Here is a 26,123-nt window from a genome sequence, read left to right as displayed (position 1 = left end):
TTGTAGCATCGCCACAATTCATTACCGAGTGCCCCGTATGTCTGAGTCGAAAAGGCTGTTTTTTGCCATTGAAATGCCTGCCGCAATCCAGCGCCAGGTCGTGCGCTGGCGCGCCGACCATTTCGCGCCGGAAGCAGGCCGTCCGGTGGCGGCGGCCAACCTGCACCTGACGCTGGCGTTTTTAGGGGAGGTCAGCGACGAAAAACGTCAGGCGCTGGCGGCCATGGCCGGACGCATCCGCCAGCCGGGGTTTACCCTGACGCTGGACGATGCCGGACAGTGGCTGCGCTCCCGCGTGGTCTGGCTGGGTACGCGCCAGCCGCCGCGGGGATTATTGCAGTTAGCCAATATGCTGCGTGCCCAGGCGGCGCGCAGCGGTTGCTATCAAAGTCCGCAGCCATTTCACCCCCATATCACCCTGCTGCGCGATGCCAGCCACGCGGTTGCCATTCCGCCGCCGGGTTTTCATTGGGCGTTTCCGGTGAAGGAATTTGTCCTCTACGAGAGCCGTTTTGCTGGCGGGCGCACGCGCTATACGCCGCTCCAGCGCTGGACGCTTACCGAATAACAAGGAATCTGCATGCAGTTTACCCCTGCCCTACAACCCGCCACGCTGGTGCAGCGCTACAAGCGTTTTTTGGCCGACGTGGTAACGCCGGAGGGCGTTGCCCTCACCCTGCACTGCCCGAATACCGGGGCAATGACCGGCTGCGCGACCCCCGGGGATACCGTCTGGTACTCCACCTCTCCCAATATCAAACGTAAATATCCTCATACCTGGGAAATAACGCAAACCGCCGGGGGAGAATATATTTGTGTCAATACGCTGCGCGCCAACCAGTTGGTGAAAGAGGCGATTAGTCTGGATTTAATTCCTGAACTGCGCGGCTACAATTCCTTAAAAACTGAAGTGAAATATGGTGCTGAAAACAGCAGAATTGACTTTCTGTTGCAGGCAGAGGATCAACCCGAGTGCTATATTGAAGTGAAATCAGTAACGTTAGCTGACAGGGATAATGGCTACTTTCCGGATGCGGTAACGCTGCGAGGGCAGAAGCATCTCCGGGAGTTGATTAGTGTGGCGGCAGAAGGCAAGCGCGCCGTGCTGTTTTTTGCGGTATTGCACAGCGCAATTGGAAAATTCTCACCTGCCCGCCATATTGACCCTAAGTACGCGCAACTGTTGAATGAGGCACAAAAGCAGGGGGTAGAGGTTTTGGCTTATAAAGCGGAACTTTCTGCCGATAATATAACTCTGAGATCCGCTCTCCCCGTCACGTTATAAAAGGGGTTGAGCGTTGTTTATTAAGTGTTCTGGTCGTGTGCGCAAATACGCTTTTCCTCACAGGCTTGTCAAGTGTTACGTTTAGATAATTGCCTTACGGAAAAGCATCTGCTATTTATAGCGGCCTGATTTTTCCCCCAACACGGGGATCGATAGTGCGTGTTAAGGAGAAGCAACATGCAAGAAGGGCAAAACCGTAAAACATCGTCCCTGAGTATTCTCGCCATCGCTGGGGTGGAGCCGTATCAAGAGAAGCCGGGCGAAGAGTATATGAACGAAGCCCAGCTGTCGCACTTCAAGCGAATCCTTGAAGCATGGCGTAATCAACTTAGGGATGAAGTCGATCGCACCGTTACGCATATGCAGGACGAAGCCGCTAACTTCCCGGACCCGGTAGACCGTGCCGCCCAGGAAGAAGAGTTCAGCCTTGAACTGCGTAACCGTGACCGCGAACGCAAACTGATCAAGAAAATTGAAAAGACGCTGAAAAAAGTCGAAGACGAAGATTTCGGCTTCTGCGAGTCCTGCGGTGTCGAGATCGGCATTCGTCGTCTGGAAGCCCGTCCAACAGCCGACCTGTGTATCGACTGCAAAACGCTGGCAGAAATCCGCGAAAAACAGATGGCCGGTTAATTCCGACCCTGTCATAACGCTATCACAGGCGGGAGTCTTCTCCCGCCTGATTACTTTCTGCGCTGTGTAATTATGCCTGCTGACTATATTGGGCGCTTCGCGCCATCCCCCTCTGGCGAACTGCATTTTGGCTCGCTCATTGCCGCACTTGGCAGTTATCTGCAAGCCCGTGCCCGACTGGGTATCTGGCGTGTACGTATCGAAGATATTGACCCCCCGCGTGAAGTTCCCGGTGCAGCAGAGACTATTTTGCGTCAGCTGGAACATTACGGCCTGCACTGGGACGGCGACGTGCTGTGGCAGTCGCAGCGTCACGATGCCTATCGCGAACGCCTGGCCTGGCTGCACGCCCAGGGACTCTCTTATTACTGCACCTGCACCCGCGCGCGCATTCAGAGCGTCGGCGGCGTCTATGACGGCCATTGCCGCACCCTGCATCACAGCCCGGAAAACGCGGCGGTGCGCGTGGTGCAGCAGCACCCGGTGACCCGGTTTACCGACCAGCTACAGGGCGAACTCCATGCCGATCCCCGGCTGGCGGGCGAGGATTTCATTATCCATCGGCGCGACGGGCTGTTTGCGTATAACCTGGCGGTCGTAGTGGATGACCATTTCCAGGGAGTAAATGAAATTGTTCGCGGTGCCGATCTGATCGAACCCACCGTGCGGCAGATTTCGCTCTACCAGCTATTTGGCTGGCCGGTGCCGGACTATATCCATTTGCCGTTGGTGGTGAATGAAAAAGGGATGAAACTCTCGAAACAGAATCATGCCCCGGCATTACCGACAGGCGATCCTCGCCCTGTTCTTATCAATGCTTTACAATTTCTAAACCAGGATGTAACACATGAGTGGCAGGATCTGCGAACCGAGGAATTACTGGCAAAAGCGGTCTCCCGGTGGTCGCTAAACCGCGTGCCGAAAATCCAGCATTCTCAAATGCGTCTCGCTGAGCTATGATTAGCCGCTATTTTTTGTCCTGAATTCTGAAACACACACTACCGAGGTGTACTATTTTTACCCGAGTCGCTAATTTTTGCCGTAAGGTGCTGAGCCGCGATGAGAGCATGGCGGAAGACGTCATTGTTCAAAATACGATGTCGGTTATTCCGCGCGAGCAGCATGCTATTTCCCGCAAAGATATCAGTGAAAACGCCCTGAAGGTCCTTTATCGCCTGAATAAAGCCGGCTATGAGGCCTATCTTGTTGGTGGCGGGGTGCGTGACTTACTGCTGGGCAAAAAGCCAAAAGATTTTGACGTGACCACCAGCGCCACCCCTGAGCAGGTGCGTAAATTATTCCGTAACTGCCGCCTGGTCGGTCGTCGCTTCCGCCTTGCTCACGTCATGTTTGGCCCAGAAATCATCGAAGTCGCTACTTTCCGTGGTCATCACGAAGGCACCCCATCAGACCGCACGACCTCTCAGCAAGGTCAGAACGGTATGCTGCTGCGTGACAACATCTTTGGCTCTATCGAAGAAGATGCCCAGCGTCGTGATTTCACCATCAACAGCCTCTATTACAGCGTGGCTGACTTTACCGTTCGCGATTTCGTCGGCGGCGTGCCGGACCTGAACGCGGGTCTGATCCGCCTGATCGGCAACCCGGAAACGCGCTACCGTGAAGATCCGGTGCGTATGCTGCGCGCCGTGCGCTTTGCCGCCAAGCTCGATATGCGCATCAGCCCTGAAACCGCCGAGCCGATCCCGCGCCTGGCAACGCTTATCAACGATGTGCCACCGGCGCGTCTGTTTGAAGAGTCGCTGAAGCTGCTGCAGGCGGGCCACGGTTTTGCCACCTATCAGCTGCTGCGCGAATACAGCCTGTTCCAGCCTCTGTTCCCGACCATCACGCGCAACTTCACCGAAAAAGGTGATAGCGCCATGGAACGCATCATCGATCAGGTGCTGAAGAACACCGATAACCGCATTCAGAACGATATGCGCGTTAACCCGGCGTTCCTCTTCGCCGCGATGTTCTGGTATCCGCTGCTGGAAACCGCGCAGAAGATTGCCCAGGAAAGCGGCCTTGCCTATTACGATGCCTTTGCGCTGGCCGCCAACGATGTGCTGGATGAAGCCTGCCGCTCGCTGGCTATCCCGAAACGTATTACCACGCTGGTGCGTGATATCTGGCAGCTTCAGCTGCGGATGTCCCGCCGTCAGGGTAAACGTGCCTGGAAGTTAATGGAGCATCCAAAATTCCGCGCAGCTTACGATCTGATGGCCCTGCGTGCCGAAGCGGAAAACAACCGTGAACTGCAGCTTCTGGTGCAGTGGTGGGGTGAGTTCCAGGTCTCTGCACCACCGGCGCAGAAAGACATGCTGGGCGAGCTGGATGAAGAGCCAGCGCCGCGTCGCCGCCATCGTCGTCCGCGCAAACGCGCTCCACGCCGCGAAGGCGCAGCATGACGCTTGCGTACATCGCTATCGGCAGCAATCTGGCCTCTCCGCTGGAGCAGGTGAATGCTGCCGTTCTGGCGTTGGGCGACATCCCGCACACCCGCGTCGTCGCCCTCTCTTCGTTTTACCGCACTCCCCCGCTAGGCCCGCAGGATCAGCCCGACTACCTGAATGCCGCCATCGCGCTGGAAACCGCACTCAGCGCCGAAGCGCTGCTGGACAACACCCAGCGCATCGAGTTGCAGCAGGGGCGCGTGCGTAAAGAAGAACGCTGGGGACCGCGCACGCTCGACTTAGACATCATGCTGTTTGGTGATGCGCAGATCCACACCGAGCGTCTTACGGTGCCGCATTACGATATGAAACGCCGCGGCTTTATGCTCTGGCCACTGTTTGAAATCGCCCCTGACCTCACCTTTCCCGACGGCGAACATTTAAGCGCCCTGCTGGCGCAGTTGAACGCCGAAAAACCTGCCCACTGGTAACACGAAATTTTTAGTTATTAACCCTGAAATATTTGTGGTTAATCGGTTACCTAAAATCATTGTTCCCTCGAATGTTACTGTTAGAATGCGCAAAGATTCGCTTTGGGCTATCAGGAAACAGTATGAAACCAACCACCATCGCCACCTTGCAGAAATGCAAACAGGACAAGCAGCGCTTCGCCACTATTACCGCCTATGACTACAGCTTCGCCAAACTTTTTGCCGAAGAGGGCATTAACGTCATGCTGGTTGGCGACTCGTTAGGGATGACGGTCCAGGGACATGACTCCACCCTGCCGGTGACGGTAGACGATATTGCTTACCACACCCGGGCGGTGCGCCGCGGAGCGCCCGCCTGCCTGCTGCTCGCCGACCTGCCGTTTATGGCTTATGCCACACCGGAGCAGGCATTTGAAAATGCCGCCACGGTGATGCGCGCCGGGGCCAATATGGTCAAAGTGGAAGGCGGCGCCTGGCTGGTTGAGACCGTACGCATGCTCACCGAGCGCGCGGTGCCGGTCTGCGGCCATCTCGGATTAACCCCGCAGTCGGTGAATATCTTTGGCGGCTATAAGGTGCAGGGGCGCGGCGACGCCGCCCAGACACTGTTTGATGATGCGCTCGCCATCGAAGCTGCGGGAGCACAGCTTCTGGTGCTGGAGTGCGTGCCGGTCGCACTGGCAAAACGTATCACCGACGCGCTGACGATCCCGGTGATCGGCATTGGCGCCGGTAACGTTACCGACGGCCAGATCCTGGTGATGCATGATGCGTTTGGCATCACCGGTGGGCACATCCCGAAATTTGCGAAGAATTTCCTTAGCGGCGCCAGCGACATCCGCGGCGCGGTCAGGCAGTATATTGCCGACGTTGAATCGGGTGTTTACCCGGGTGAAGAACACAGTTTCCAGTAAGGAGTCTTGTCGTGCTAATCATTGAAACCCTGCCGCTGCTGCGCCAGCACATTCGCCGTTTGCGCCAGGAAGGTAAACGTATCGCGCTGGTGCCTACCATGGGCAACCTGCATGACGGCCACATGAAGCTGGTGGACGAAGCCAAAGCCCGCGCCGATGTGGTGGTGGTGAGTATTTTTGTTAACCCGATGCAGTTCGACCGTGCCGACGACCTGGCGCGCTACCCGCGCACGCTGCAGGAAGACTGCGAGAAGCTGAAAAAGCATAAGGTGGATTTCGTCTTCTCCCCGGCCCCGAACGATGTCTATCCGAAAGGCACGGAAGAGACCACTTTTGTCGACGTGCCGGGTATCTCTACCATGCTGGAAGGGGCCAGCCGTCCGGGTCACTTCCGCGGCGTCTCGACCATCGTCAGCAAGCTGTTTAACCTGGTGCAGCCGGATATTGCCTGCTTCGGTGAGAAAGATTTCCAGCAGCTGGCGCTGATCCGCAAAATGGTGGCCGACATGGGCTACGACATTGAGATCGTTGGCGTGCCGATCGTACGGGCCAAAGATGGCCTGGCGCTGAGTTCGCGCAACGGTTACCTCACCGCCGAACAACGTAAAATCGCCCCGGGCCTGTACCAGGTGATGAGCACCATGGCGACCCAGCTGAAAAGCAAAGAACTGAACAGCGAAGAGATCGTGGCTCTGGCGGAACAGGCGCTGAACGATCGGGGCCTTCGGGCTGACGATGTGCAGATCCGCGATGCTGACACCCTGCTGGCGCTCTCGTCTGACAGCAAGCGCGCGGTGATCCTGGTGGCCGCATGGCTCGGCCAGGCGCGCCTGATTGACAACACTGTAGTTGAACTGGCTCAGTAAGCACTGAGCATAACCATGCTAACGGATTAGTTTTCCTCCGCCCCTTCTTCGGGAGGGGATACGATAAAGAGTTAAGGTAACGTCATGATTCGCAAAATGCTGCAAGGTAAGCTTCACCGTGTGAAAGTCACGCAGGCCGATCTGCACTATGAAGGCTCCTGCGCGATCGACCAGGATTTTCTCGACGCAGCGGGTATTCTTGAAAACGAAGCCATTGATATCTGGAACGTGAGTAACGGCAATCGTTTCTCAACCTATGCTATCGCGGCTGAACGTGGTTCTAAAATTATCTCTGTCAACGGTGCAGCAGCGCATTGTGCCAACGTGGGTGATATCGTCATCATCGCCAGCTTTGTCATGATGTCCGATGAAGAAGCACGCCGCTGGCAGCCAAAAGTCGCCTACTTTGAAGGTGATAACGACATGAAACGTACCGCGAAAGCGATTCCGGTTCAGGTCGCCTGATCGTTATCCTTGCGGCTGATTACTGATCAGCCGCGACATCGTCTCTAACGAGTCCGTTCTGAGCACGTATAAGCGCTTCAGCAGGAATGGATTATCCCCCGGTTTCACCTTCCCCTTCACCGTCGTCACCGCCAGATGAAAGCCCGCGTCGTTGGCCGCTTTAACCGCGTTATCGTTATAGCCGCCGAACGGGTACGAGAGATACAGCACGTGCGGGTTGAATTGCGCCAGCGCGCGACGGGAGTGTTTAAAATCCATCAGCACGTTCTGGTAGCTGCGGCTCAGCAGGATAGGATGACGGTAGTTATCCACCCGATGCAGGAAATGGGTGTGTGACTGGACGTCAAACACATCCTGGATCTCGCGCAGCTCGGAAATGCTCATAAACTGCAGCGACCTGGGGTCCCACTTTAGTGGATGGGCTTTGATTCGCGAGGAGATGATAAACGCCGTGGCGTGAAAACCGTACTGCTTCAGGATCGGCCAGGCGTAGCGGCTGACCGACTTCAGGCCGTCGTCAAAGGTGATCACCACCGCGCGAGCCGGCAGGTTCATTTTGTTACGTACATAGCCTTCCAGCTGGTACATCGTCAGGGTGGTGTAACCCTGATCGCGCAGCCAGGCCATCTGGTTATTGAAGGCTCGCACGCTGGTGGTGGTTGAAGTATGGCGAAAACGGGTGTTCTCTTCGTCCCGCAGAATATGGTGATAAGTCAGTACCGGCAGACCGTTATCCTCCTGAGCGTCCAGGCTACTGACCCAGGCCAGGCGGTTGGCGATGCGGATCTGATACCAGGTCTGGTTGAGCCGGTCCTTCAGCTTGCTGAGGATCGGGTAACGCAGATTGTCTGCCAGGGTGCCGAACGGCGCGCTGCCGGCATTGGGCGCGTTATAGACCGGCGTATCCTTCCAGGTGATCAGGTTCTGGTTGCTGAGCGGCTTGTTCAAATCGCCCAGGCTGTCCTCCACGCGCTGTTTGCCCTGCACTTCGCCGAGATGACCTTTATCGATAAAGCCTGTGCCAAAGCCAAAACGGAACTCATAGTAATCCGCCGCGGTCGGCACCACTGCAATGATTTGTCCGGCACGCACGTTGCCGACGGTGACGACAGTGTTGCCCACCTGCGCCCAGATGGCGGCATCTTCGGTGGTTTGCATATAGCGCGGCGGGAGTCCTGGCTGGCTGAGCAGACTGGCATACACGCCGCCGGAAACCAGCAGCAAAAACAGGAGATAAATACGCGAGAACATAGGGGTTTATTCAATACGAAAATCGGACGCCATTGTAACAAAAGCGGCAACAAAACCCATGATTAATATTTCTACAGCTCGTGAAGCAGGACAAAGGGTGGGTTTTTCTGTTGCTGATGCCACAGGCTGCTCACTTCCGGCGCACCCCGGGCCACGATGGTCTCGCGAAAGCCAATGCTGTCGGTGGTCTCCCGCAGAGGGTACATCAACTCCAGCAGCGGATAGCTTATCCCGGAGATCACTTCGCAGTTGGCGTGCTTGTGGCTGAGCAGGGCCGCCGCGCGATAAGGGGCTGCGCCGGAGATATCGGTCAGGAAAATCACCCCGTCACCACTGTCGGCCCGATGCTGGGCATCGCACAGCATTCGGCTGAGCATATTGCAGCTTAATCCGCGCCAGAAATTGACCACCTGGCACTGTTCCAGCGGCCCAAACCGGACGGCGAGTTTATCCGCCATCTCCTGCGCATGTTCATCATGGCACGTGATTACCCAACCCAGCATCGTCACCTCTCATCAGAAAGAGGTAGTCTAACGGAGTCAGGGAAGTACAGGGGTGATAAGCGTCAATAAAGCGGCCCGGCAACAGAGTGCCGCCGGGCCAGAGGATCAGCTGCGCAGGCCGCGTCCGCGCTGGATCAGGTTCCAGCACAGCAGATAGAAGGCCACGATGAAGATCACCAGCACGCCGACGGTGGTTGCCAGCGGTACGTCGGAAATGCCAAGGAAGCCAAAGCGGAAACCGCTGATCATATAGACGATAGGGTTCAGGTGTGACAGCCCCTGCCAGAATGGCGGCAACAGCGTCAGGGAGTAGAACACCCCGCCGAGGTAGGTCAGCGGCGTCAGGACGAAGGTCGGGATCAGGCTGATATCGTCAAAGGTTTTGGCGAATACCGCATTCAGCAGACCGGCCAGCGAGAAGAGCACCGCTGTCAGCAGTAGCGTCAGGCCGACGAAGAGCCAGGAGTGCACCTGGAACGGCACAAAGAACAGCGAAATCGCCGTGACCAGCACGCCGACGCACAGGCCGCGCGCCACCCCACCGCCAACGTAGCCCGCGATGATAACGTGAGTCGGCACCGGTGCCACCAGCAGCTCTTCAATGTTGCGCTGGAACTTGGCGCTGAAGAACGACGAGGCCACGTTGGCGTAGGCGTTGGTGATCACTGCCATCATGATCAGGCCGGGCACGATAAACTGCATATAGGTGAAGCCGTGCATCTCACCGATCCGCGAGCCAATCAGGTTGCCGAAGATAATAAAGTAGAGGGTCATGGTGATCACCGGCGGCACCAGCGTCTGGATCCAGATGCGCATGAAGCGGTTGATCTCTTTGGCCCAAATACTTTTCAGCGCCACCCAGTAAAGCTGCATCATGCCTGATCTCCTTGTTTCTCATGGACCAGCGAGACGAACAGCTCTTCCAGTCGGTTTGCTTTGTTACGCATACTTAATACCTGAATACCCTGCTGGCTCAGTTGGCTAAAGACGCTGTTGATCCCCTGCTCGCGCAGAACTTCCACTTCCAGCGTTGACGTATCAACCAGCCGGTACTGATAGCCTTCCAGCTTCGGCAGCGCGCTTTTCGCCGCCAGATCAAGAATGAAGGTTTCTGATTTCAGCTTGGAGAGCAGGTTTTTCATCGAGGTGTTTTCCACCAGCTCGCCGTGCTGAATGATGCCGATGTTACGGCACAGCATCTCGGCCTCTTCCAGATAGTGGGTAGTGAGAATGATAGTGGTGCCTTTGTCGTTTAAATCCTTCAAAAAGCCCCACATCGAGCGGCGAAGTTCGATATCCACCCCTGCGGTGGGTTCATCGAGGATCAGCAGTTTTGGTTCGTGCATTAACGCACGGGCAATCATCAGACGACGCTTCATACCGCCTGACAGCATCCGCGCGCGTTCGTTGCGTTTTTCCCACAAATCGAGCTGTTTGAGATACTTTTCGCTGCGCTCAACCGCCTCTTTACGCTCCACGCCGTAATAACCCGCCTGGTTCACCACAATCTGCTGAACGGTCTCAAACGGATTGAAGTTGAACTCCTGCGGCACCAGCCCCAGCTGGCGCTTGGCGTTCACCACGTCTTTTTGCAGGTCGTAGCCAAACACGCTCACCCGACCGGAGGTTTTGTTCACCAGCGAGCTGATGATGCCGATGGTGGTGGATTTACCCGCCCCGTTAGGTCCCAGAAGCGCATAAAAATCACCGGCTTCTACTTTGAGATCTATCCCGCGCAGCGCCTGAACGCCGCCCGGGTAGGTTTTTTTAAGTTGCTCAAGCTCAAGTGCAATCGCCATGAATTAGACTACCTATAGTTCTGACACACGTTGTGTGGTTTCATAAAAAGTCGAGTTACCCTATATTAGCGCAACGCAATCACTCGGTTACAGGCCGTTAACCTCCATGAACGACATAGATACACTCATCAGCAATAACGCACTATGGTCAAAGATGCTGCTGGAAGAAGATTCCGGATTTTTTGAGAAACTGTCTCAAGCGCAGAAGCCACGCTTTCTGTGGATTGGATGTTCCGATAGCCGCGTTCCGGCTGAGCGTCTGACGGGCCTCGAACCGGGTGAACTCTTTGTGCACCGTAACGTCGCCAACCTGGTGATCCACACCGACCTGAACTGTCTGTCCGTGGTGCAGTATGCGGTTGATGTGCTGGAAGTCGAACACATCATTATTTGCGGCCACTACGGCTGCGGCGGCGTACAGGCGGCGGTAGAGAACACGGAACTGGGTCTGATCGACAACTGGCTGCTGCACATTCGTGATATCTGGTTCAAACATAGCTCACTGCTGGGGCAAATGCCGCAGGAGCGTCGCCTGGATACCCTGTGTGAACTGAACGTAATGGAACAGGTATACAACCTGGGCCACTCCACCATTATGCAGTCCGCCTGGAAGCGCGGGCAAAAAGTGACGATCCACGGCTGGGCGTACGGTATTCACGATGGCCTGCTGCGCGACCTGGAAGTAACCGCTACCAACCGGGAAACTCTCGAACAGCGCTACCGTCGGGGCATCTGTAACCTGACTCAGAAGCACGAAAACCACAAGTAAGCCTGCAAAAAAGCCGGGCGGTGCCGAGGTAAAAGCAAAACGGCAACCCGGTTGCCGTTTTTTGGCTTTGCTCCCTCTCCCTGTGGGAGAGGGCTGGGGTGAGGGTATCAAGCCGCACCCAACTCGTTTACTCGTCCAGCAACACCACTTTGCCGATATACGGCAGATGACGGTAGCGCTGCGCGTAGTCAATGCCGTAACCCACCACGAATTCGTCCGGGATTGAGAAGCCGACATACTCCACGGGAACCTGAACTTCACGACGGGTCGGTTTGTCCAGCAGGGTACAAATCGCCAGCGATTTAGGGCCACGCAGGCTGAGAATTTCGCGCACCTTCGACAGGGTGTTACCGGAGTCGATGATGTCTTCAACAATCAGAACATCTTTGCCGCGAATATCTTCATCCAGGTCTTTAAGGATTTTCACATCACGAGTCGTCGACATACCGCTGCCATAGCTGGAGGCGGTCATAAAATCGACTTCATGGGAGACCTGCACTTCGCGGCAGAGATCGGCCATAAACATGAAGGAACCGCGTAACAGACCCACCAACACCATCTCGCTGCCGCTGTCTTTATAGTGTTCGGTGATCTGACGACCGAGTTCGGCGATACGCGCTTTGATTTCCGCTTCCGGGATCATCACTTCAACAGTATGTTTCATTTTACTAACCGTATGTTTTTATAACGAATTTCTCAATGCCGATGGCTTCACGTCCGGCATCGCTACATAAGCCCTGAAGTATACCAGCAAATGGATCCGCCTGGCGCATCTGTTCATAAAAGCCAGATTTGTGATTCCGATCACACTTGTTAAGTCCTATAATTAATTGCTATCAAAAAATTAACAAACTTAAAGAGTACTTTTTATGGCGGAAACAAAAGTTCAACCTTCACGGTTACTCGTGAAGCTAACAGCGCTGTTCGCGGCCTTATGCGGGCTTTACCTGCTAATAGGTGGAGTCTGGCTGGTAGCCATTGGGGGTTCCTGGTACTACCCGATTGCTGGCGTAGTGATGCTGGGTGTCGCCCTGATGTTATGGCGCAGTAAACAATCGGCACTGTGGCTTTATGCCGCCCTGCTGCTTGCCACGATGATCTGGGGCGTCTGGGAGGTCGGCTTCGACTTCTGGGCCTTGACCCCGCGTAGCGATATTCTGGTCTTCTTCGGTATCTGGCTGATCCTGCCTTTCGTCTGGCGTCGACTGTTCGTGCGTTCCGGCGGGGCGGTGACTGCTCTGGTCGTGGCGCTGCTGATCAGCGGTGGCATCCTGACCTGGGCGGGTTTCAACGATCCGCAGGAAGTAAAAGGTACACTGAGTGCCGACGCTACCCCGGCGGCAGCCATCTCTGAGGTAGCAGATGGCGACTGGCCTGCCTACGGTCGTAACCAGGAAGGCCAACGTTACTCGCCACTGAAGCAGATCAATGCCGATAACGTACACAAGCTGAAAGAGGCCTGGGTATTCCGTACTGGCGATCTGAAGTTGCCGACCGATCCGGGCGAACTGACCAACGAAGTTACCCCGATTAAAGTCGGCAACATGCTATATCTCTGTACCGCTCACCAACGTCTGTTTGCACTGGATGCGGCTACCGGTAAAGAGAAATGGCACTACGATCCGCAGCTTAAACCTAACTCCTCGTTCCAGCACGTAACCTGTCGTGGCGTCTCTTACCACGAAGCGCGTGCCGATAATGCCAGCCCGGAAGTCATTGCTGATTGTCCGCGCCGCATTATGCTGCCAGTGAACGATGGTCGCCTGATTGCCCTCAACGCTGAGACCGGCAAGCTGTGCGAAACCTTCGCCAACAAAGGTATCCTGAATCTGCAGACCAACATGCCGGATCAAACTCCGGGTCTGTATGAGCCAACTTCTCCGCCGATCATCACCGATAAAACCATCGTGATCGCCGGGTCGGTAACGGATAACTTCTCTACCCGTGAAACCTCCGGTGTAATCCGTGGTTTTGACGTTAACACCGGTAAGCTGCTGTGGGCCTTTGACCCGGGTGCGAAAGATCCAAACTCTATCCCGTCGGATGAGCACACCTTTACCTTCAACTCACCGAACTCCTGGGCGCCAGCCGCCTATGACGCGAAGCTGGACCTGGTCTATCTGCCGATGGGCGTGACCACGCCAGATATCTGGGGCGGTAACCGCACACCGGAACAGGAACGTTATGCCAGCTCCGTACTGGCGCTGAACGCCACCACCGGGAAACTGGCATGGAGCTACCAGACCGTTCACCACGATCTGTGGGATATGGATCTGCCGTCCCAGCCGACGCTGGCTGACATCACCGTTAACGGCCAGACCGTACCGGTGATCTACGCCCCGGCAAAAACCGGTAATATCTTTGTACTGGATCGTCGTAACGGCCAGCTGGTCGTGCCGGCACCGGAAAAACCGGTTCCGCAGGGCGCAGCGAAAGGCGATTACGTTACTAAAACCCAGCCGTTCTCTGATCTGAGCTTCCGTCCGAAGAAAGATCTCAGCGGGGCAGACATGTGGGGTGCCACCATGTTTGACCAGCTGGTGTGCCGCGTGATGTTCCATCAGCTGCGCTATGAAGGCATCTTCACACCACCGTCCGAGCAGGGCACGCTGGTGTTCCCGGGTAACCTGGGGATGTTCGAATGGGGCGGTATCTCGGTGGATCCAAACCGTCAGGTGGCAATTGCTAACCCGATGGCGCTGCCGTTTGTGTCGAAGCTGATCCCACGTGGCCCAGGCAACCCGATGGAGCAGCCTAAAGACGCTCAGGGTACAGGTACAGAGTCCGGTATTCAGCCGCAGTACGGCGTGCCGTATGGCGTGACGCTGAACCCATTCCTCTCTCCGTTTGGCCTGCCGTGTAAACAGCCTGCATGGGGTTATATCGCAGCAACGGATCTGAAGACCAATCAGGTCGTCTGGAAAAAACGTATTGGTACGCCACAGGACAGCATGCCGTTCCCGATGCCGATTCCGGTGCCGTTCAATATGGGTATGCCGATGCTGGGTGGCCCAATCTCCACCGCCGGTAACGTGCTGTTCATTGGCGCGACTGCCGATAACTACCTGCGCGCATACAACATGAGCAACGGTGAGAAACTGTGGCAGGGTCGTCTGCCTGCGGGTGGACAAGCCACGCCAATGACCTATGAGGCCAATGGTAAGCAGTTTGTGGTGATTTCCGCAGGGGGTCACGGTTCGTTTGGTACGAAGATGGGCGACTACATTGTTGCCTACGCCTTGCCTGACGAGAAGTAAAAGCAAAACGGCAACCAGGGTTGCCGTTTAAAAGATCCAGGCCCGGTAGGCGTTAGCGCCACCGGGCTTTTTTATACGGTGAAGCCGAGCATCATCCCCGTATCTTCATGCTCTAACAGATGACAGTGCGCCATATAGGCAAACTCTTTCGGCGCAGCATGATCGAACTTCACTAACACCTCGCTCACTCCGCCCTCAACGCGCACCGTATCCTTCCAGCCCGCACGATGCACCGCTGGCGCTTTGCCGTTTTCTGCCAGGATGCGGAACTGGGTGCCGTGGATATGGAACGGGTGCAACATCATGTCGCCCTCCCCTGAGATCACCCAACGCTCATACTGCCCTTTGGTGGCCGCGAACTGCGGGGTATGCATGTCGAAGGCCTGGCCGTTAATGCGGTTGCCATTATGGAAATCAAACGCATGCATGCTGTGATCCATCCCGCCCATCTTGTCGTGATCCATCTTGCCGTGATCCATCTTGCCGTGGTCCATCTGACCATGCTCCATCTGGCCGTGGTCCATACCTGCCATTGCCTGGTGCCCGTACTTTTTCATTAATGCCTGCATGCCCATCATGTCCAGCATCGGATCCATCGACAGCAGCAGCTTCCGCTGGGTCAGCCCCTCAAGTGATGGCAGAGCCGGCAGGGTGGTCAGCGTATCCGGCAATGTGCCCGATGCGGTCACCAGCAGCGGCTGAATGCGCAGCACCGGGTGCGGTTTATCGAACGGCGCCACGGCCATCCCCATCTGGCTGACCGGCAGAGTCACCAGGTCAAATGCCTTGCCGTCGCTGATATCCACCAGCACCTCAAAACGTTCGCCCATCAGCATCGGCAACTCGGTCACTTTCACCGGCTCCGCCAGCAGCCCTCCGTCACTGGCGACCACATACAGCGGGCGTTTATCGCTGGCGGCAAAGTTAAGCGAGCGGGCGTTACAGCCGTTGAGCAGGCGCAGACGCAGCCAGCCTTTCGGGGCATTGTGCTGCGGGTAAATCGCGCCGTTGGTCAGCAGCGTGTCACCAAACCAGCCCACCGCGGCGCTCATCACATCCAGCTGATAGTCAATCTGCCCGTCGGCAGTAAATTTTTTATCCTGGACAATCACCGGTACATCGTCGATGCCCCACTGCTTTGGCAGACGCAGCAGGCGACTTTCGTCATCCTCAATCAGCACCAGCCCGGCGAGTCCCATCGCCACCTGATGCCCGGTTTTCCCATGCTGATGGGGATGGAACCAGCAGGTTGCCGCTTGCTGGTCCGGGGTAAAGGTCACCGTCCGCTGGCCGCCGGGTTTAATGATGCCATGCGGGCCACCGTCCACCTCGCCCGGCACTTCCAGACCATGCCAGTGGACGGTGGTCTCTTCATTGAGGGTGTTGTGGATAGTTACGGTCAGCGCTTTTCCCTTGTGTAGCTGAATGGCCGGGCCAAGCAGATTGCCGTTGTAGCCCCAGGTGGTGGCGTTGTGCGGACCAAAAGTGGTTTTACCCGCCTGCACCACCAGCTTCACCTGATTACGCGCATCGGGCGTCAGTAAATTGGGGATCGGCAGAACGGGACGCTCGGCCGCAAAAGCGGCGCGACTCCACAGCGGCAGGGCACTGGCGACACCCAGTGCAGCAGAATATTTTAAAAAATCACGGCGTTGCATGTTCATCTCCGTATTCGCAGCATTCGATGAGATGAGCATAAACCCTCCCCTTGCCGGAAGGTCAAGAAAAGCAGAGAGAATAAAGATCGTCGCACCGGCGGGAAGTGTGCTAACGTTGAATTTCCGTGACGTATTGGTAGAAGCAATGAAGACGTTTTTCCGAACAATTCTGTTCAGCACCCTGATGATGAGTTGCGCAAACAGCTATGCGCTGAGTGAAAATGAAGCCGAAGACATGGCGGATTTAACGGCGGTGTTTGTATTCCTGAAAAACGACTGTGGCTACCAGAATTTACCTAACGGCCAGATCCGTCGCGCGCTGGTCTTCTTTGCTCAACAGAACCAGTGGGATCTGAGCAACTACGACAGTTTTGATATGAAAACCCTCGGTGAAGACAGCTACCGCGATCTCAGCGGCATCGGCATTCCTACAGCAAAAAAATGTAAAGCTCTGGCTCGCGATTCACTGAGCCTGCTCGCCTACGTTAAGTAACTCCCCTCCCGATGCCCTTTTGCTGAATTGATGACCGTGCAACCACGGTCATTGTTAGCTATGATGTTGCGCCTGTTTTAAGCGGGTGTTAACAAAGGAGGTATCATCCCATGGCCGAAAAGAAAATGTGGCATGAAACGCTGCATGACCAGTTTGGACAGTACTTTGCCATTGATAACGTGCTCTATCATGAGAAAACCGATCATCAGGATCTGATCATTTTCGAAAACGCGGCTTTTGGCCGGGTGATGGCGCTGGATGGCGTGGTGCAAACCACCGAGCGTGATGAGTTCATCTATCATGAAATGATGACTCACGTACCGCTGCTGGCACACGGCAACGCAAAACATGTGCTGATCATCGGCGGTGGCGACGGCGCCATGCTGCGTGAAGTCTCCCGCCACAAAACCATTGAAAGCATTACCATGGTCGAGATTGACGCTGGCGTCGTCTCTTTCTGTCGCCAGTATCTGCCCAATCACAACGCCGGAAGCTACGACGATCCGCGCTTTACGCTGGTGATTGACGATGGCGTCAATTTTGTTAACCAGACGACGCGCACCTTTGATGTCATCATCTCTGATTGCACCGATCCGATTGGGCCAGGCGAAAGCCTGTTTACCTCGGCGTTCTATGAGGGCTGCAAACGCTGCCTGAACCCCGGCGGGGTCTTCGTCGCCCAGAACGGCGTCTGCTTCCTGCAGCAGGATGAGGCTATCGACAGCCACCGTAAGCTGAGCCATTACTTCACTGACGTCAGCTTCTACCAGGCGGCGATCCCCACCTATTACGGCGGCGTGATGACCTTTGCCTGGGCAACGGATAATGAAGCCCTGCGTCATCTCTCCACCGGTATTATTCAGGCGCGCTTCCAGCACGCAAATCTGACCTGCCGTTATTACAATCCGGCCGTCCATACCGCAGCCTTTGCCTTACCGCAATATTTGCAAGAGGCTCTGAGGGGGTGAATGAATTGAAAAAGCTAAAACTGCATGGCTTTAACAACCTGACCAAAAGCCTGAGTTTTTGTATTTACGATATCTGCTATGTCAAAACGGCGGAAGAGCGCGATGGTTATATCGCCTATATCGATGAACTTTATAACGCCAACCGACTGACCGAGATCCTGTCAGAGACCTGCTCCATCATCGGGGCCAATATCCTGAATATCGCGCGACAGGATTATGAACCCCAGGGTGCCAGCGTCACCATTCTGGTCAGTGAAGAGCCGGTTGACCCGACGCTTATCGACCACAGTGAGCATCCCGGCCCGCTGCCGGAAGCGGTCGTTGCCCATCTCGATAAGAGCCATATCTGCGTACATACCTACCCGGAGAGTCACCCGGAAGGCGGGTTATGTACTTTTCGTGCCGATATTGAAGTATCGACCTGCGGCGTCATCTCCCCACTCAATGCGTTGAACTACCTGATTCATCAGCTTGAGTCGGATATCGTTACCATCGACTATCGCGTGCGCGGCTTTACCCGTGATATCAACGGCATGAAGCACTTTATCGATCATGAAATTAACTCGATTCAGAACTTCATGTCTGAAGATATGAAATCGCTGTACGACATGATGGATGTGAACGTGTATCAGGAAAATATCTTCCATACCAAGATGCTGCTGAAGGAGTTCGACCTGAAGCACTACATGTTCCATACCCGGCCGGAAGATTTAAGCGAAGATGAGCGTAAGGTCATCACGGACCTGCTGTGGAAAGAGATGCGCGAAATTTACTACGGCCGCAACATTGCGACCGTATAAGGCATCGATGGAGCAAGGATGCTCCTGATTTTATTTCTGTTTCAGGAAGTCACGGTAGGCCGCTACCACCTGAAGGAAATCCTCTACGCCGCACAGCGACAGGCTCTCCTCATCGTAGTAGTTCATCCCCTCTTCCATCTCGTCGCCAGAAAACTCCAGCTGGTTGGCGCGAACCATGACCTCTTCGCCGTCCATCCATAACGTGTATTCATGTCCGGCGCGTTGCCAGGATCGTTCACTGCCTTTCACGGTGCGCGCAGCCTGTTCCACTTCATCGAGCAGGCTCAGGTTCTCTTTCACTTCCTCATTGAACCAGTGACCGACCACCTCATGGCCCATCGACATACGCACTTTCACCACACCGGTGATATCACGCAGAAATTCGTAATCCATAGTATTTTCCTCTGCAAAGCCCTTGATGTAATTATCGCAGCACAGGGGAAGAAAAAAAGCGTAACGCGTGAAGGAATGAAAATAAAAAACCCACCGCGGTTGCGATGGGTCTTGCAGGCCCGGTAAGCGTAGCGCCACCGGGCGATTGCGTCTCCAGAGAGACGGTTTTGCGGCTTATACTGCGGTCTGGAAGATCACTCCGTCAGCCTTCTCAGTGTACTGAGAGAGCTGATCGAAGTTCAGATAGCGATAAGTATCTACCGCGGTCTTATCTACCTGCGCCACAAAGGTCTGGTACTCTTCCGGCGTTGGCAGTTTACCAATCAGTGCCGCAACCGCCGCCAGCTCCGCAGAGGCCAGGTAGACGTTAGCACCGGTACCTAAACGATTCGGGAAGTTACGGGTCGAGGTAGACACAACGGTCGCACCGTCAGCCACGCGCGCCTGGTTACCCATACACAGGGAGCAACCCGGGATTTCAATACGCGCCCCGCTCTTACCAAACACGCTGTAGTAGCCCTCTTCGGTCAGCTGTGCCGCATCCATACGGGTTGGCGGAGCCACCCACAGACGGGTCGGCAGCTGGCCTTTGTGGGTATCCAGCAGTTTACCGGCAGCGCGGAAGTGACCGATGTTGGTCATACAGGAGCCGATGAACACTTCGTCGATCTTGTCGCCCTGTACGTCAGAGAGCAGACGTGCGTCATCAGGATCGTTCGGTGCACACAGAATCGGCTCTTTGATGTCGGCCAGATCGATGTCGATCACCGCCGCGTATTCTGCGTCAGCATCGGCTTCCAGCAGCTGTGGATCCGCCAGCCATTTCTCCATGCCCTGAATACGACGTTCCAGAGTACGACGGTCGCCGTAGCCTTCAGCAATCATCCACTTCAGCAGCACGATGTTAGAGGTCAGGTACTCTTCGATTGGCGCCTGGTTCAGCTTAATGGTACAGCCCGCAGCAGAACGCTCAGCGGAAGCATCGGTCAGTTCGAACGCCTGCTCCACTTTCAGATCCGGCAGACCTTCGATCTCGAGGATGCGGCCAGAGAAGATGTTTTTCTTACCTTTCTTCTCAACGGTCAGCAGGCCCTGTTTGATCGCGTACAGCGGGATCGCGTGAACCAGATCGCGCAGGGTGATGCCCGGCTGCATTTTGCCTTTGAAACGCACCAGAACGGATTCCGGCATGTCCAGCGGCATGACGCCGGTCGCAGCGGCAAAGGCCACCAGACCAGAACCCGCCGGGAAGGAGATCCCAATCGGGAAACGGGTATGGGAGTCACCGCCGGTACCGACGGTATCTGGCAGCAACATACGGTTCAGCCAGGAGTGGATCACGCCATCGCCCGGACGCAGGGAGACACCGCCACGGTTCATGATGAAGTCTGGCAGCGTGTGGTGCGTGGTGACATCAACCGGCTTCGGATAGGCCGCGGTGTGGCAGAAGGACTGCATCACCAGGTCAGAAGAGAAGCCCAGGCACGCCAGGTCTTTCAGTTCGTCACGGGTCATTGGACCGGTGGTGTCCTGGGAGCCAACGGAGGTCATCTTCGGCTCGCAGTAGGCACCCGGACGGATACCGGCTACGCCGCATGCACGGCCAACCATTTTCTGCGCCAGAGAGTAACCACGGTCGCTTTCGGCCACGTCTTTCGCCTGACGGAAGACATCGCTGTGCGGCAGGCCCAGGGCTTCACGCGCCTTGGTGGTAAGGCCACGACCGATGATCAGCGGGATACGACCACCAGCACGGACTTCGTCGATCAGTACGTCAGTTTTCAGCTCAAAGCTTGCCAGCAATTCGTTGGTTTCGTGGTTACGGACTTCGCCTTTGAACGGGTAAACGTCGATCACGTCGCCCATGTTCAGGTTGTTCACGTCCACTTCGATTGGCAGTGCGCCAGCATCTTCCATGGTGTTGAAGAAGATAGGGGCAATTTTGCCACCGAGGCACAGGCCGCCGCCGCGCTTGTTCGGCACGTGCGGGATGTCATCGCCCATAAACCACAGCACGGAGTTCGTTGCGGATTTACGGGAAGAACCGGTACCAACCACGTCACCGACGTAAGCCAGCGGGAAACCTTTCTGCTGCAGGGCTTCGATCTGTTTGATCGGGCCGACAACACCCGGCTGATCCGGGACAATACCTTCACGGGCGTTTTTCAGCATCGCCAGCGCGTGCAGTGGGATATCCGGGCGTGACCAGGCATCCGGGGCCGGAGAGAGGTCATCGGTGTTGGTTTCGCCTGTCACCTTAAAGACGGTAACGGTCATTTTTTCCGCCAGCGCAGGGCGGCTCAGGAACCATTCGGCATCTGCCCAGGACTGCATTACCTGCTTCGCGTAGCTGTTGCCCGCTTTCGCTTTCTCTTCTACGTCGTAGAAGTTATCGAACATCAGCAGCGTGTGGGACAGTGCTTTAGCGGCAATGGGGGCCAGCGTGTCGCTGTCCAGCGCATCAATCAGCGGATGAATGTTATAGCCACCCTGCATGGTGCCGAGCAGTTCAATCGCTTTTTCAGGGGTAACCAGTGGGGAGGTTGCTTCGCCTTTGGCAATCGCAGCAAGGAAACCGGCTTTAACGTAGGCGGCTTCATCGACGCCTGGCGGTACACGGTTGATCAACAGATCTAACAGGAATTCTTCTTCGCCTTTAGGCGGATTCTTCAGCAGCTCGACGAGCCCAGCCATTTGGGTAGCATCTAAGGGTTTGGGTACAATTCCCTCGGCGGCACGTTCTGCTACGTGCTTACGGTATTCTTCTAGCACGACGGTTCTCCTCGCTCTCATTGTCATATGCGGCCGGCGTTCTCTTCACGCTCCTGTGAGACAGCAGTTTGTAGGGTAAATGCCCGATACCGCGTCGGGCAGCATAGCAGGATTTTCACACAGTGTTAATCTGTTTACAAAAAAGCAACATTGAATTGTTTGCTGAATCGTTAAGCATGGTATAGCGGTCATTTAAACTCACGCAAACCCGTTAATCCGTTGTTACTGGCGGGGAAGTTTCATCTTTTCGGCACACCAAAGAATCTCCCCGTTGTCTTTTTTATCATCAGATATACTCTGTGTAATAAATACTCACACTCTTTTTCCGGCCATTCGGAACGGTTCCCAGTTTAAGTCAAAAAAGTCACAACCGGGTGCATATACTCGCGGCAACGTAAACGCCTTACGGCCTTGCTCTCCCCGGAGTCTTATTATGAAGTTGCCCATTAAGCCTCATCTGCTTGCTCTTATATGTAGCGCCGGGCTGTTTGCCGCCTCGGGTGTGGTCTACGTTAATAGCCGCACAACCGAGACCCTCACTCAGCCATCGCCCCCCGTGCAGCCCGCCCCGACAGCGCAAACCGCCCCGGCGGCTGTGGCGCAGGCGCCGGTGACCTACACCGCAGCACAAATCGATCAGTGGGTCGCCCCGGTCGCCCTCTACCCGGACGCCTTGCTGTCGCAAGTTTTAATGGCCGCAACCTATCCGGCGAACGTGATACAGGCGGCGCAGTGGTCGCGGGATAACCCCCGTATGCAGGGCGATGCCGCAGTTCAGGCCGTCGCGGGGCAGCCCTGGGATCCGAGCGTTAAATCGCTGGTCGCCTTCCCGCAGCTAATGTCGCTGATGGGGGAAAACCCGCCATGGGTACAGAATCTGGGGGATGCGTTTCTCAACCAGCCGAAGGATGTGATGGACTCTGTCCAGCGCTTACGCCTGCTGGCGCAGCAAACCGGCGCGCTGCAATCGATGCCGCAGCAGACGGTGACCACCGTGCAGAAAACGGCAACGGCGAAACCCGCTTCATCGACTGCGGCCGCCAGCTCAGCCCCGGCCTCAACGCCCGCGCCAACGGTGATCAAGATTGAATCAGCCGATCCGCAGGTCGTGTATGTTCCAACCTACAACCCCAGTACGGTTTATGGCACCTGGCCTAACAGCAGTTACCCGCCGGTCTATCTGCCGCCGCCTCCGGGGGAGCAGTTTACCGACAGCCTGGTCAAAGGGCTTGGCTTCAGCCTCGGGGTAGCCACCACCTACGCCATCTTCAGTAATATCGACTGGGATGATGACGACTGGGATCATCACCACCATGACGGGGATCACCACGATGGCTATTCACGGAACGGCGATAACAACATCAATATCAACGTCAATAACTTCAATAAAATCAGTGGAGAGCGTCTGGATCCCAACCACGGCTGGCAACATAATCCGGCCTATCGCGGCGGCGTGTCCTACGCCAACAGCCAGTTGAACAACCGTTACCAGCAGAACAATACCGCGGAGCGCCGGACCGTCAATCACAGCCTTACTACGCCGCAAGGAACTGTAAACCGCGACGCCCAGCGTCAGGCGGCTATGACGCAGATGGAGCGTTCAACGGGTAAAAACCTCTCCCGGACGGCGCATCCGGCCACCCGTGACGGCCAGCGCCAGGCAGCAAGCCAGCAGTTGAACCAGATCTCGCGGCGCAATAACTACCGGGGATACGACAATGATCGCCCACAAACGGTAAAACGGGCCAGCGATACCCAGCGCGATGCCCAACGTACGGCGGCACATCAACAAACCGTCCACAAGGTGCAGGCCCCGCAACGGGCGACGCAGACGCACCCGCGCGCCAACGCCCTCAGCGGCAACGACAGCCGTTCCGCCAACTGGCAGGCGCAGCAGCAGCGTGGGATGCAAAGCCGTCAGCAGTTGGGCCGCCATCTGGAACAACGCAGCGACGGCAGAGCACAGATATCTGAACGCCTGGGCGGCGGTGAGCACCGTGAATTACGGCATCGTTAAGGGAGAGGACAATGAAAAGTAAATTACTCAGCGGAATGATGTTGTTCATGGTATCGACCGGTGCTTTTGCCCAACACTATTTCAGCACGCCTGAACAGGCGACCGATGCGCTGGCGAAAGCTATCAACGAGCAGAATGACAACGCACTGAGCAACCTGCTCGGAGAGGACTGGCGTACCTTTTTACCGACTGATGGCATTGACCCGAAGGCCGTGGATCGCTTTAAGCGTGACTGGCAGGTGAACCATCAAACGGTGATCGACGGCGACATGGCCTGGCTCACCGTGGGAGAGTACCACTGGCAGTTGCCTGTCCCGGCGGTAAAACGCGCCGGAGGCTGGCAGTTCGACATGCAGGCGGCCAAAGAGGAGATCCTCACCCGCGAAGTGGGCCGTAACGAGCTGGCCGCCATCGAAGCCCTGCACGCCTACGTGGATGCGCAGGATAGCTATTACGCCCTCACCTCGAAGTATGCGCAGAAAATTGTCAGCAGTGAGGGCAAAAAAGATGGGCTTTACTGGCCGGTAAAACCCGGCGAAGCCCCCAGCCCGCTTGGTCCGGCCTTTAGCCCGAAAGCGCCAGGCCAGGGGTATCACGGCTACCATTTCCGTATCCTGCCGGACAGCAAATCAGGCTTTGCAATGATCGCCTGGCCGGTGAGCTACGGCGAAACCGGGGTGATGAGCTTTATGATTAACGGTGAGGATCGGGTCTGGCAGGCCAATCTGGGCGAGCAGTCAGCGGAGGAAGCAAAAGCGATACCGACCTTTAACCCGGACGATCGCTGGCAGCGGGTGGCGCAGTAGGGGTTTGCAGAATAAAAAAAAAGCGGCTCATGAGCCGCTTTTTTATTGCCGGAAGAAAATTACTTCTTCTTCGCTTTCGCGTTTGGCAGGTCGGTAATGCTGCCTTCAAACACTTCTGCCGCCAGGCCAACAGACTCGTGCAGAGTCGGGTGAGCGTGGATGGTCAGCGCGATGTCTTCAGCGTCACAGCCCATTTCGATCGCCAGACCGATCTCACCCAGCAGCTCGCCGCCGTTGGTGCCGACAATCGCACCACCGATCACACGGTGAGTCTCTTTGTCGAAGATCAGTTTGGTCATACCATCTGCGCAGTCGGAAGCGATAGCACGGCCAGAAGCAGCCCACGGGAAGGTGGCGGTTTCGTAGCTGATGCCTTTCTCTTTCGCTTCTTTCTCGGTCAGACCAACCCAGGCAACTTCTGGCTCGGTGTACGCGATAGATGGGATCACTTTCGGGTCGAAGTAGTGCTTCATACCGGCGATAACTTCTGCGGCAACGTGGCCTTCGTGAACACCTTTGTGCGCCAGCATTGGCTGACCGACGATATCGCCGATAGCAAAGATGTGCGGCACGTTGGTGCGCAGCTGCTTGTCAACGCGGATGAAACCACGGTCGTCAACTTCCACGCCCGCTGCACCTGCATCCAGGTTTTTACCGTTCGGTACACGACCGATCGCTACCAGCACCGCGTCGTAACGCTGTGGTTCTGCAGGGGCTTTTTTGCCTTCCATGGAAACGTAAATACCGTCTTCTTTCGCTTCAACGGCAGTCACTTTGGTTTCCAGCATCAGGTTGAATTTCTTGCTGATGCGTTTGGTGAAGACTTTAACGATGTCTTTGTCAGCAGCCGGGATAACCTGGTCGAACATTTCAACCACGTCAATCTGTGAACCCAGCGCATGGTATACGGTGCCCATTTCCAGACCGATGATACCGCCACCCATAACCAGCAGGCGTTCAGGAACGGTTTTCAGCTCCAGCGCATCGGTGGAGTCCCACACGCGTGGATCTTCATGTGGAATGAACGGCAGTTCGATCGGACGGGAACCCGCCGCGATGATTGCGTTGTCGAAGTTGATCACGGTTTTGCCGTTCTCACCTTCCACTTCCAGGGTGTTTGCCCCGGTAAATTTACCCAGACCGTTTACCACTTTCACTTTACGGCCTTTGGCCATACCTGCCAGACCACCGGTCAGCTGAGTGATAACTTTCTCTTTCCAGGTACGAATCTTGTCGATATCGGTTTTCGGCTCGCCGAAGACGATACCGTGTTCAGCCAGCGCTTTGGCTTCTTCGATAACTTTGGCTACGTGCAGCAGCGCTTTTGAAGGGATACAGCCGACGTTCAGACAAACACCACCGAGGGTGTTGTAACGTTCTACGATGACGGTTTCCAGACCTAAATCCGCGGCACGGAATGCTGCGGAATAACCTGCCGGGCCTGCCCCAAGTACTACGACCTGAGTTTTGATTTCTGTGCTCATCATGACCTCTTAATTTATACCCGTCGTCCACCGGGTCGTTCTATCCGCTCGCATTTTACAAAATTGTTAACAATTTTGAAACAACAAACGGCTCACGAATTTT

At 55.8% G+C, this 26,123-nt stretch carries 25 protein-coding genes; 16 read left to right on the top strand and 9 right to left on the bottom strand.

The features are described from left to right. The first annotated feature begins 37 nt into the window (after positions 1-37). The 9 genes from thpR to panD all read left to right on the top strand — a co-directional run bounded on the left by thpR (position 38) and on the right by panD (position 7,050). Positions 38-568, top strand: a complete 531-nt coding sequence (thpR, locus tag ACF8PE_RS18360; protein ID WP_032616586.1) for an RNA 2',3'-cyclic phosphodiesterase — start codon at positions 38-40, stop codon at positions 566-568. A gap of 12 nt (positions 569-580) precedes the next feature. Continuing rightward, positions 581-1,285, top strand: a complete 705-nt coding sequence (gene sfsA, locus ACF8PE_RS18355; RefSeq protein WP_392495150.1) for a DNA/RNA nuclease SfsA — start codon at positions 581-583, stop codon at positions 1,283-1,285. A gap of 177 nt (positions 1,286-1,462) precedes the next feature. Beyond that, on the top strand, positions 1,463-1,918 hold the full coding sequence (dksA, locus tag ACF8PE_RS18350) for an RNA polymerase-binding protein DksA (protein WP_012016093.1): 456 nt from the start codon (positions 1,463-1,465) through the stop codon (positions 1,916-1,918). Between the two features lie 69 nt (positions 1,919-1,987). Next, positions 1,988-2,878 (top strand): tRNA glutamyl-Q(34) synthetase GluQRS, encoded by an 891-nt coding sequence (gene gluQRS, locus ACF8PE_RS18345; protein WP_392495161.1) that lies wholly within the window; start codon positions 1,988-1,990, stop codon positions 2,876-2,878. A 53-nt stretch (positions 2,879-2,931) separates the two neighbouring features. Then, positions 2,932-4,329 (top strand): polynucleotide adenylyltransferase PcnB, encoded by a 1,398-nt coding sequence (pcnB, locus tag ACF8PE_RS18340; RefSeq protein WP_204231584.1) that lies wholly within the window; start codon positions 2,932-2,934, stop codon positions 4,327-4,329. Continuing rightward, positions 4,326-4,805, top strand: coding sequence for a 2-amino-4-hydroxy-6-hydroxymethyldihydropteridine diphosphokinase (gene folK, locus ACF8PE_RS18335; protein WP_144838913.1), 480 nt, complete (start codon positions 4,326-4,328; stop codon positions 4,803-4,805). Before pcnB ends, folK begins: the two co-directional genes overlap by 4 nt. Before the next feature lie 122 nt (positions 4,806-4,927). Continuing rightward, on the top strand, positions 4,928-5,719 hold the full coding sequence (panB, locus tag ACF8PE_RS18330) for a 3-methyl-2-oxobutanoate hydroxymethyltransferase (RefSeq protein WP_059308711.1): 792 nt from the start codon (positions 4,928-4,930) through the stop codon (positions 5,717-5,719). Between the two features lie 11 nt (positions 5,720-5,730). Further along, positions 5,731-6,585 carry a pantoate--beta-alanine ligase gene (panC, locus tag ACF8PE_RS18325; protein ID WP_059308712.1) on the top strand — a complete coding sequence of 285 codons (855 nt, stop codon included), beginning with the start codon at positions 5,731-5,733 and terminating at the stop codon, positions 6,583-6,585. 84 nt (positions 6,586-6,669) lie between these two features. Further along, positions 6,670-7,050 carry an aspartate 1-decarboxylase gene (gene panD, locus ACF8PE_RS18320; protein ID WP_032616579.1) on the top strand — a complete coding sequence of 127 codons (381 nt, stop codon included), beginning with the start codon at positions 6,670-6,672 and terminating at the stop codon, positions 7,048-7,050. Positions 7,051-7,053: 3 nt separating this feature from the next. On the opposite strand, the gene ACF8PE_RS18315 is transcribed toward panD, so the two are convergent. From ACF8PE_RS18315 to ACF8PE_RS18300, 4 genes are all read right to left on the bottom strand, one after another. Continuing rightward, positions 7,054-8,301, bottom strand: a complete 1,248-nt coding sequence (locus tag ACF8PE_RS18315; protein ID WP_392495149.1) for a polysaccharide deacetylase family protein — start codon at positions 8,299-8,301, stop codon at positions 7,054-7,056. A 71-nt stretch (positions 8,302-8,372) separates the two neighbouring features. Further along, positions 8,373-8,804 (bottom strand): PTS sugar transporter subunit IIA, encoded by a 432-nt coding sequence (locus tag ACF8PE_RS18310; protein WP_155166337.1) that lies wholly within the window; start codon positions 8,802-8,804, stop codon positions 8,373-8,375. A 105-nt stretch (positions 8,805-8,909) separates the two neighbouring features. Next, complete coding sequence (locus ACF8PE_RS18305) at positions 8,910-9,680, bottom strand: ABC transporter permease (RefSeq protein WP_032616576.1); 771 nt, start codon at positions 9,678-9,680, stop codon at positions 8,910-8,912. Further along, positions 9,677-10,603 (bottom strand): ABC transporter ATP-binding protein, encoded by a 927-nt coding sequence (locus ACF8PE_RS18300; protein WP_155166336.1) that lies wholly within the window; start codon positions 10,601-10,603, stop codon positions 9,677-9,679. Before ACF8PE_RS18300 ends, ACF8PE_RS18305 begins: the two co-directional genes overlap by 4 nt. A 106-nt stretch (positions 10,604-10,709) precedes the next feature. Between ACF8PE_RS18300 and can the strand changes: the two genes are divergently transcribed. Further along, the gene (gene can / locus ACF8PE_RS18295; RefSeq protein ID WP_032616574.1) at positions 10,710-11,372 is read left to right on the top strand and encodes a carbonate dehydratase; all 663 of its coding nucleotides are present in this window, start codon (positions 10,710-10,712) and stop codon (positions 11,370-11,372) included. Between the two features lie 127 nt (positions 11,373-11,499). Here the strand turns inward: can and hpt are convergent, their stop codons facing one another. Then, positions 11,500-12,036 carry a hypoxanthine phosphoribosyltransferase gene (hpt, locus tag ACF8PE_RS18290; protein ID WP_059308714.1) on the bottom strand — a complete coding sequence of 179 codons (537 nt, stop codon included), beginning with the start codon at positions 12,034-12,036 and terminating at the stop codon, positions 11,500-11,502. A 205-nt stretch (positions 12,037-12,241) separates the two neighbouring features. Here hpt and ACF8PE_RS18285 point away from each other — a divergent pair, with 205 nt between their 5' ends. Then, a complete protein-coding gene (locus tag ACF8PE_RS18285) occupies positions 12,242-14,629 on the top strand; it encodes a glucose/quinate/shikimate family membrane-bound PQQ-dependent dehydrogenase (RefSeq protein WP_032616572.1) in 2,388 nt (795 codons plus the stop codon). Positions 14,630-14,700: 71 nt separating this feature from the next. Here the strand turns inward: ACF8PE_RS18285 and cueO are convergent, their stop codons facing one another. Next, positions 14,701-16,287: a multicopper oxidase CueO gene (gene cueO / locus ACF8PE_RS18280; protein ID WP_392495148.1), complete on the bottom strand. Its 1,587-nt coding sequence runs from the start codon at positions 16,285-16,287 to the stop codon at positions 14,701-14,703. 145 nt (positions 16,288-16,432) lie between these two features. Between cueO and ACF8PE_RS18275 the strand changes: the two genes are divergently transcribed. The 3 genes from ACF8PE_RS18275 to speD all read left to right on the top strand — a co-directional run bounded on the left by ACF8PE_RS18275 (position 16,433) and on the right by speD (position 18,548). After that, the gene (locus tag ACF8PE_RS18275; RefSeq protein ID WP_032616571.1) at positions 16,433-16,780 is read left to right on the top strand and encodes a YacC family pilotin-like protein; all 348 of its coding nucleotides are present in this window, start codon (positions 16,433-16,435) and stop codon (positions 16,778-16,780) included. A gap of 110 nt (positions 16,781-16,890) precedes the next feature. Then, entirely contained in the window at positions 16,891-17,748 is an 858-nt protein-coding gene (gene speE, locus ACF8PE_RS18270; RefSeq protein ID WP_032616570.1) for a polyamine aminopropyltransferase, read from the top strand. A gap of 5 nt (positions 17,749-17,753) precedes the next feature. Beyond that, the gene (gene speD / locus ACF8PE_RS18265) at positions 17,754-18,548 is read left to right on the top strand and encodes an adenosylmethionine decarboxylase (RefSeq protein WP_032616651.1); all 795 of its coding nucleotides are present in this window, start codon (positions 17,754-17,756) and stop codon (positions 18,546-18,548) included. 30 nt (positions 18,549-18,578) lie between these two features. Here speD and yacL read toward each other — a convergent pair whose 3' ends face one another. Together yacL and acnB are read right to left on the bottom strand one after the other, a co-directional pair. Continuing rightward, the gene (yacL, locus tag ACF8PE_RS18260; protein ID WP_032616569.1) at positions 18,579-18,941 is read right to left on the bottom strand and encodes a protein YacL; all 363 of its coding nucleotides are present in this window, start codon (positions 18,939-18,941) and stop codon (positions 18,579-18,581) included. Positions 18,942-19,115: 174 nt separating this feature from the next. Beyond that, the gene (gene acnB / locus ACF8PE_RS18255; RefSeq protein ID WP_071886488.1) at positions 19,116-21,713 is read right to left on the bottom strand and encodes a bifunctional aconitate hydratase 2/2-methylisocitrate dehydratase; all 2,598 of its coding nucleotides are present in this window, start codon (positions 21,711-21,713) and stop codon (positions 19,116-19,118) included. Positions 21,714-22,146: 433 nt separating this feature from the next. Here acnB and ACF8PE_RS18250 point away from each other — a divergent pair, with 433 nt between their 5' ends. Together ACF8PE_RS18250 and ACF8PE_RS18245 are read left to right on the top strand one after the other, a co-directional pair. Continuing rightward, positions 22,147-23,730 carry a DUF3300 domain-containing protein gene (locus tag ACF8PE_RS18250; RefSeq protein ID WP_392495147.1) on the top strand — a complete coding sequence of 528 codons (1,584 nt, stop codon included), beginning with the start codon at positions 22,147-22,149 and terminating at the stop codon, positions 23,728-23,730. Between the two features lie 11 nt (positions 23,731-23,741). Continuing rightward, positions 23,742-24,536 (top strand): DUF2950 family protein, encoded by a 795-nt coding sequence (locus ACF8PE_RS18245; RefSeq protein ID WP_392495146.1) that lies wholly within the window; start codon positions 23,742-23,744, stop codon positions 24,534-24,536. A gap of 59 nt (positions 24,537-24,595) precedes the next feature. On the opposite strand, the gene lpdA is transcribed toward ACF8PE_RS18245, so the two are convergent. Beyond that, entirely contained in the window at positions 24,596-26,020 is a 1,425-nt protein-coding gene (lpdA, locus tag ACF8PE_RS18240) for a dihydrolipoyl dehydrogenase (RefSeq protein WP_032616565.1), read from the bottom strand. Positions 26,021-26,123: the final 103 nt, after the last annotated feature.

Source organism: Leclercia sp. GLN_9, from assembly GCF_043105735.1.
Classification (GTDB): domain Bacteria; phylum Pseudomonadota; class Gammaproteobacteria; order Enterobacterales; family Enterobacteriaceae; genus Enterobacter; species Enterobacter adecarboxylatus.
This window is presented reverse-complemented; position numbering and strand designations above follow the sequence as displayed.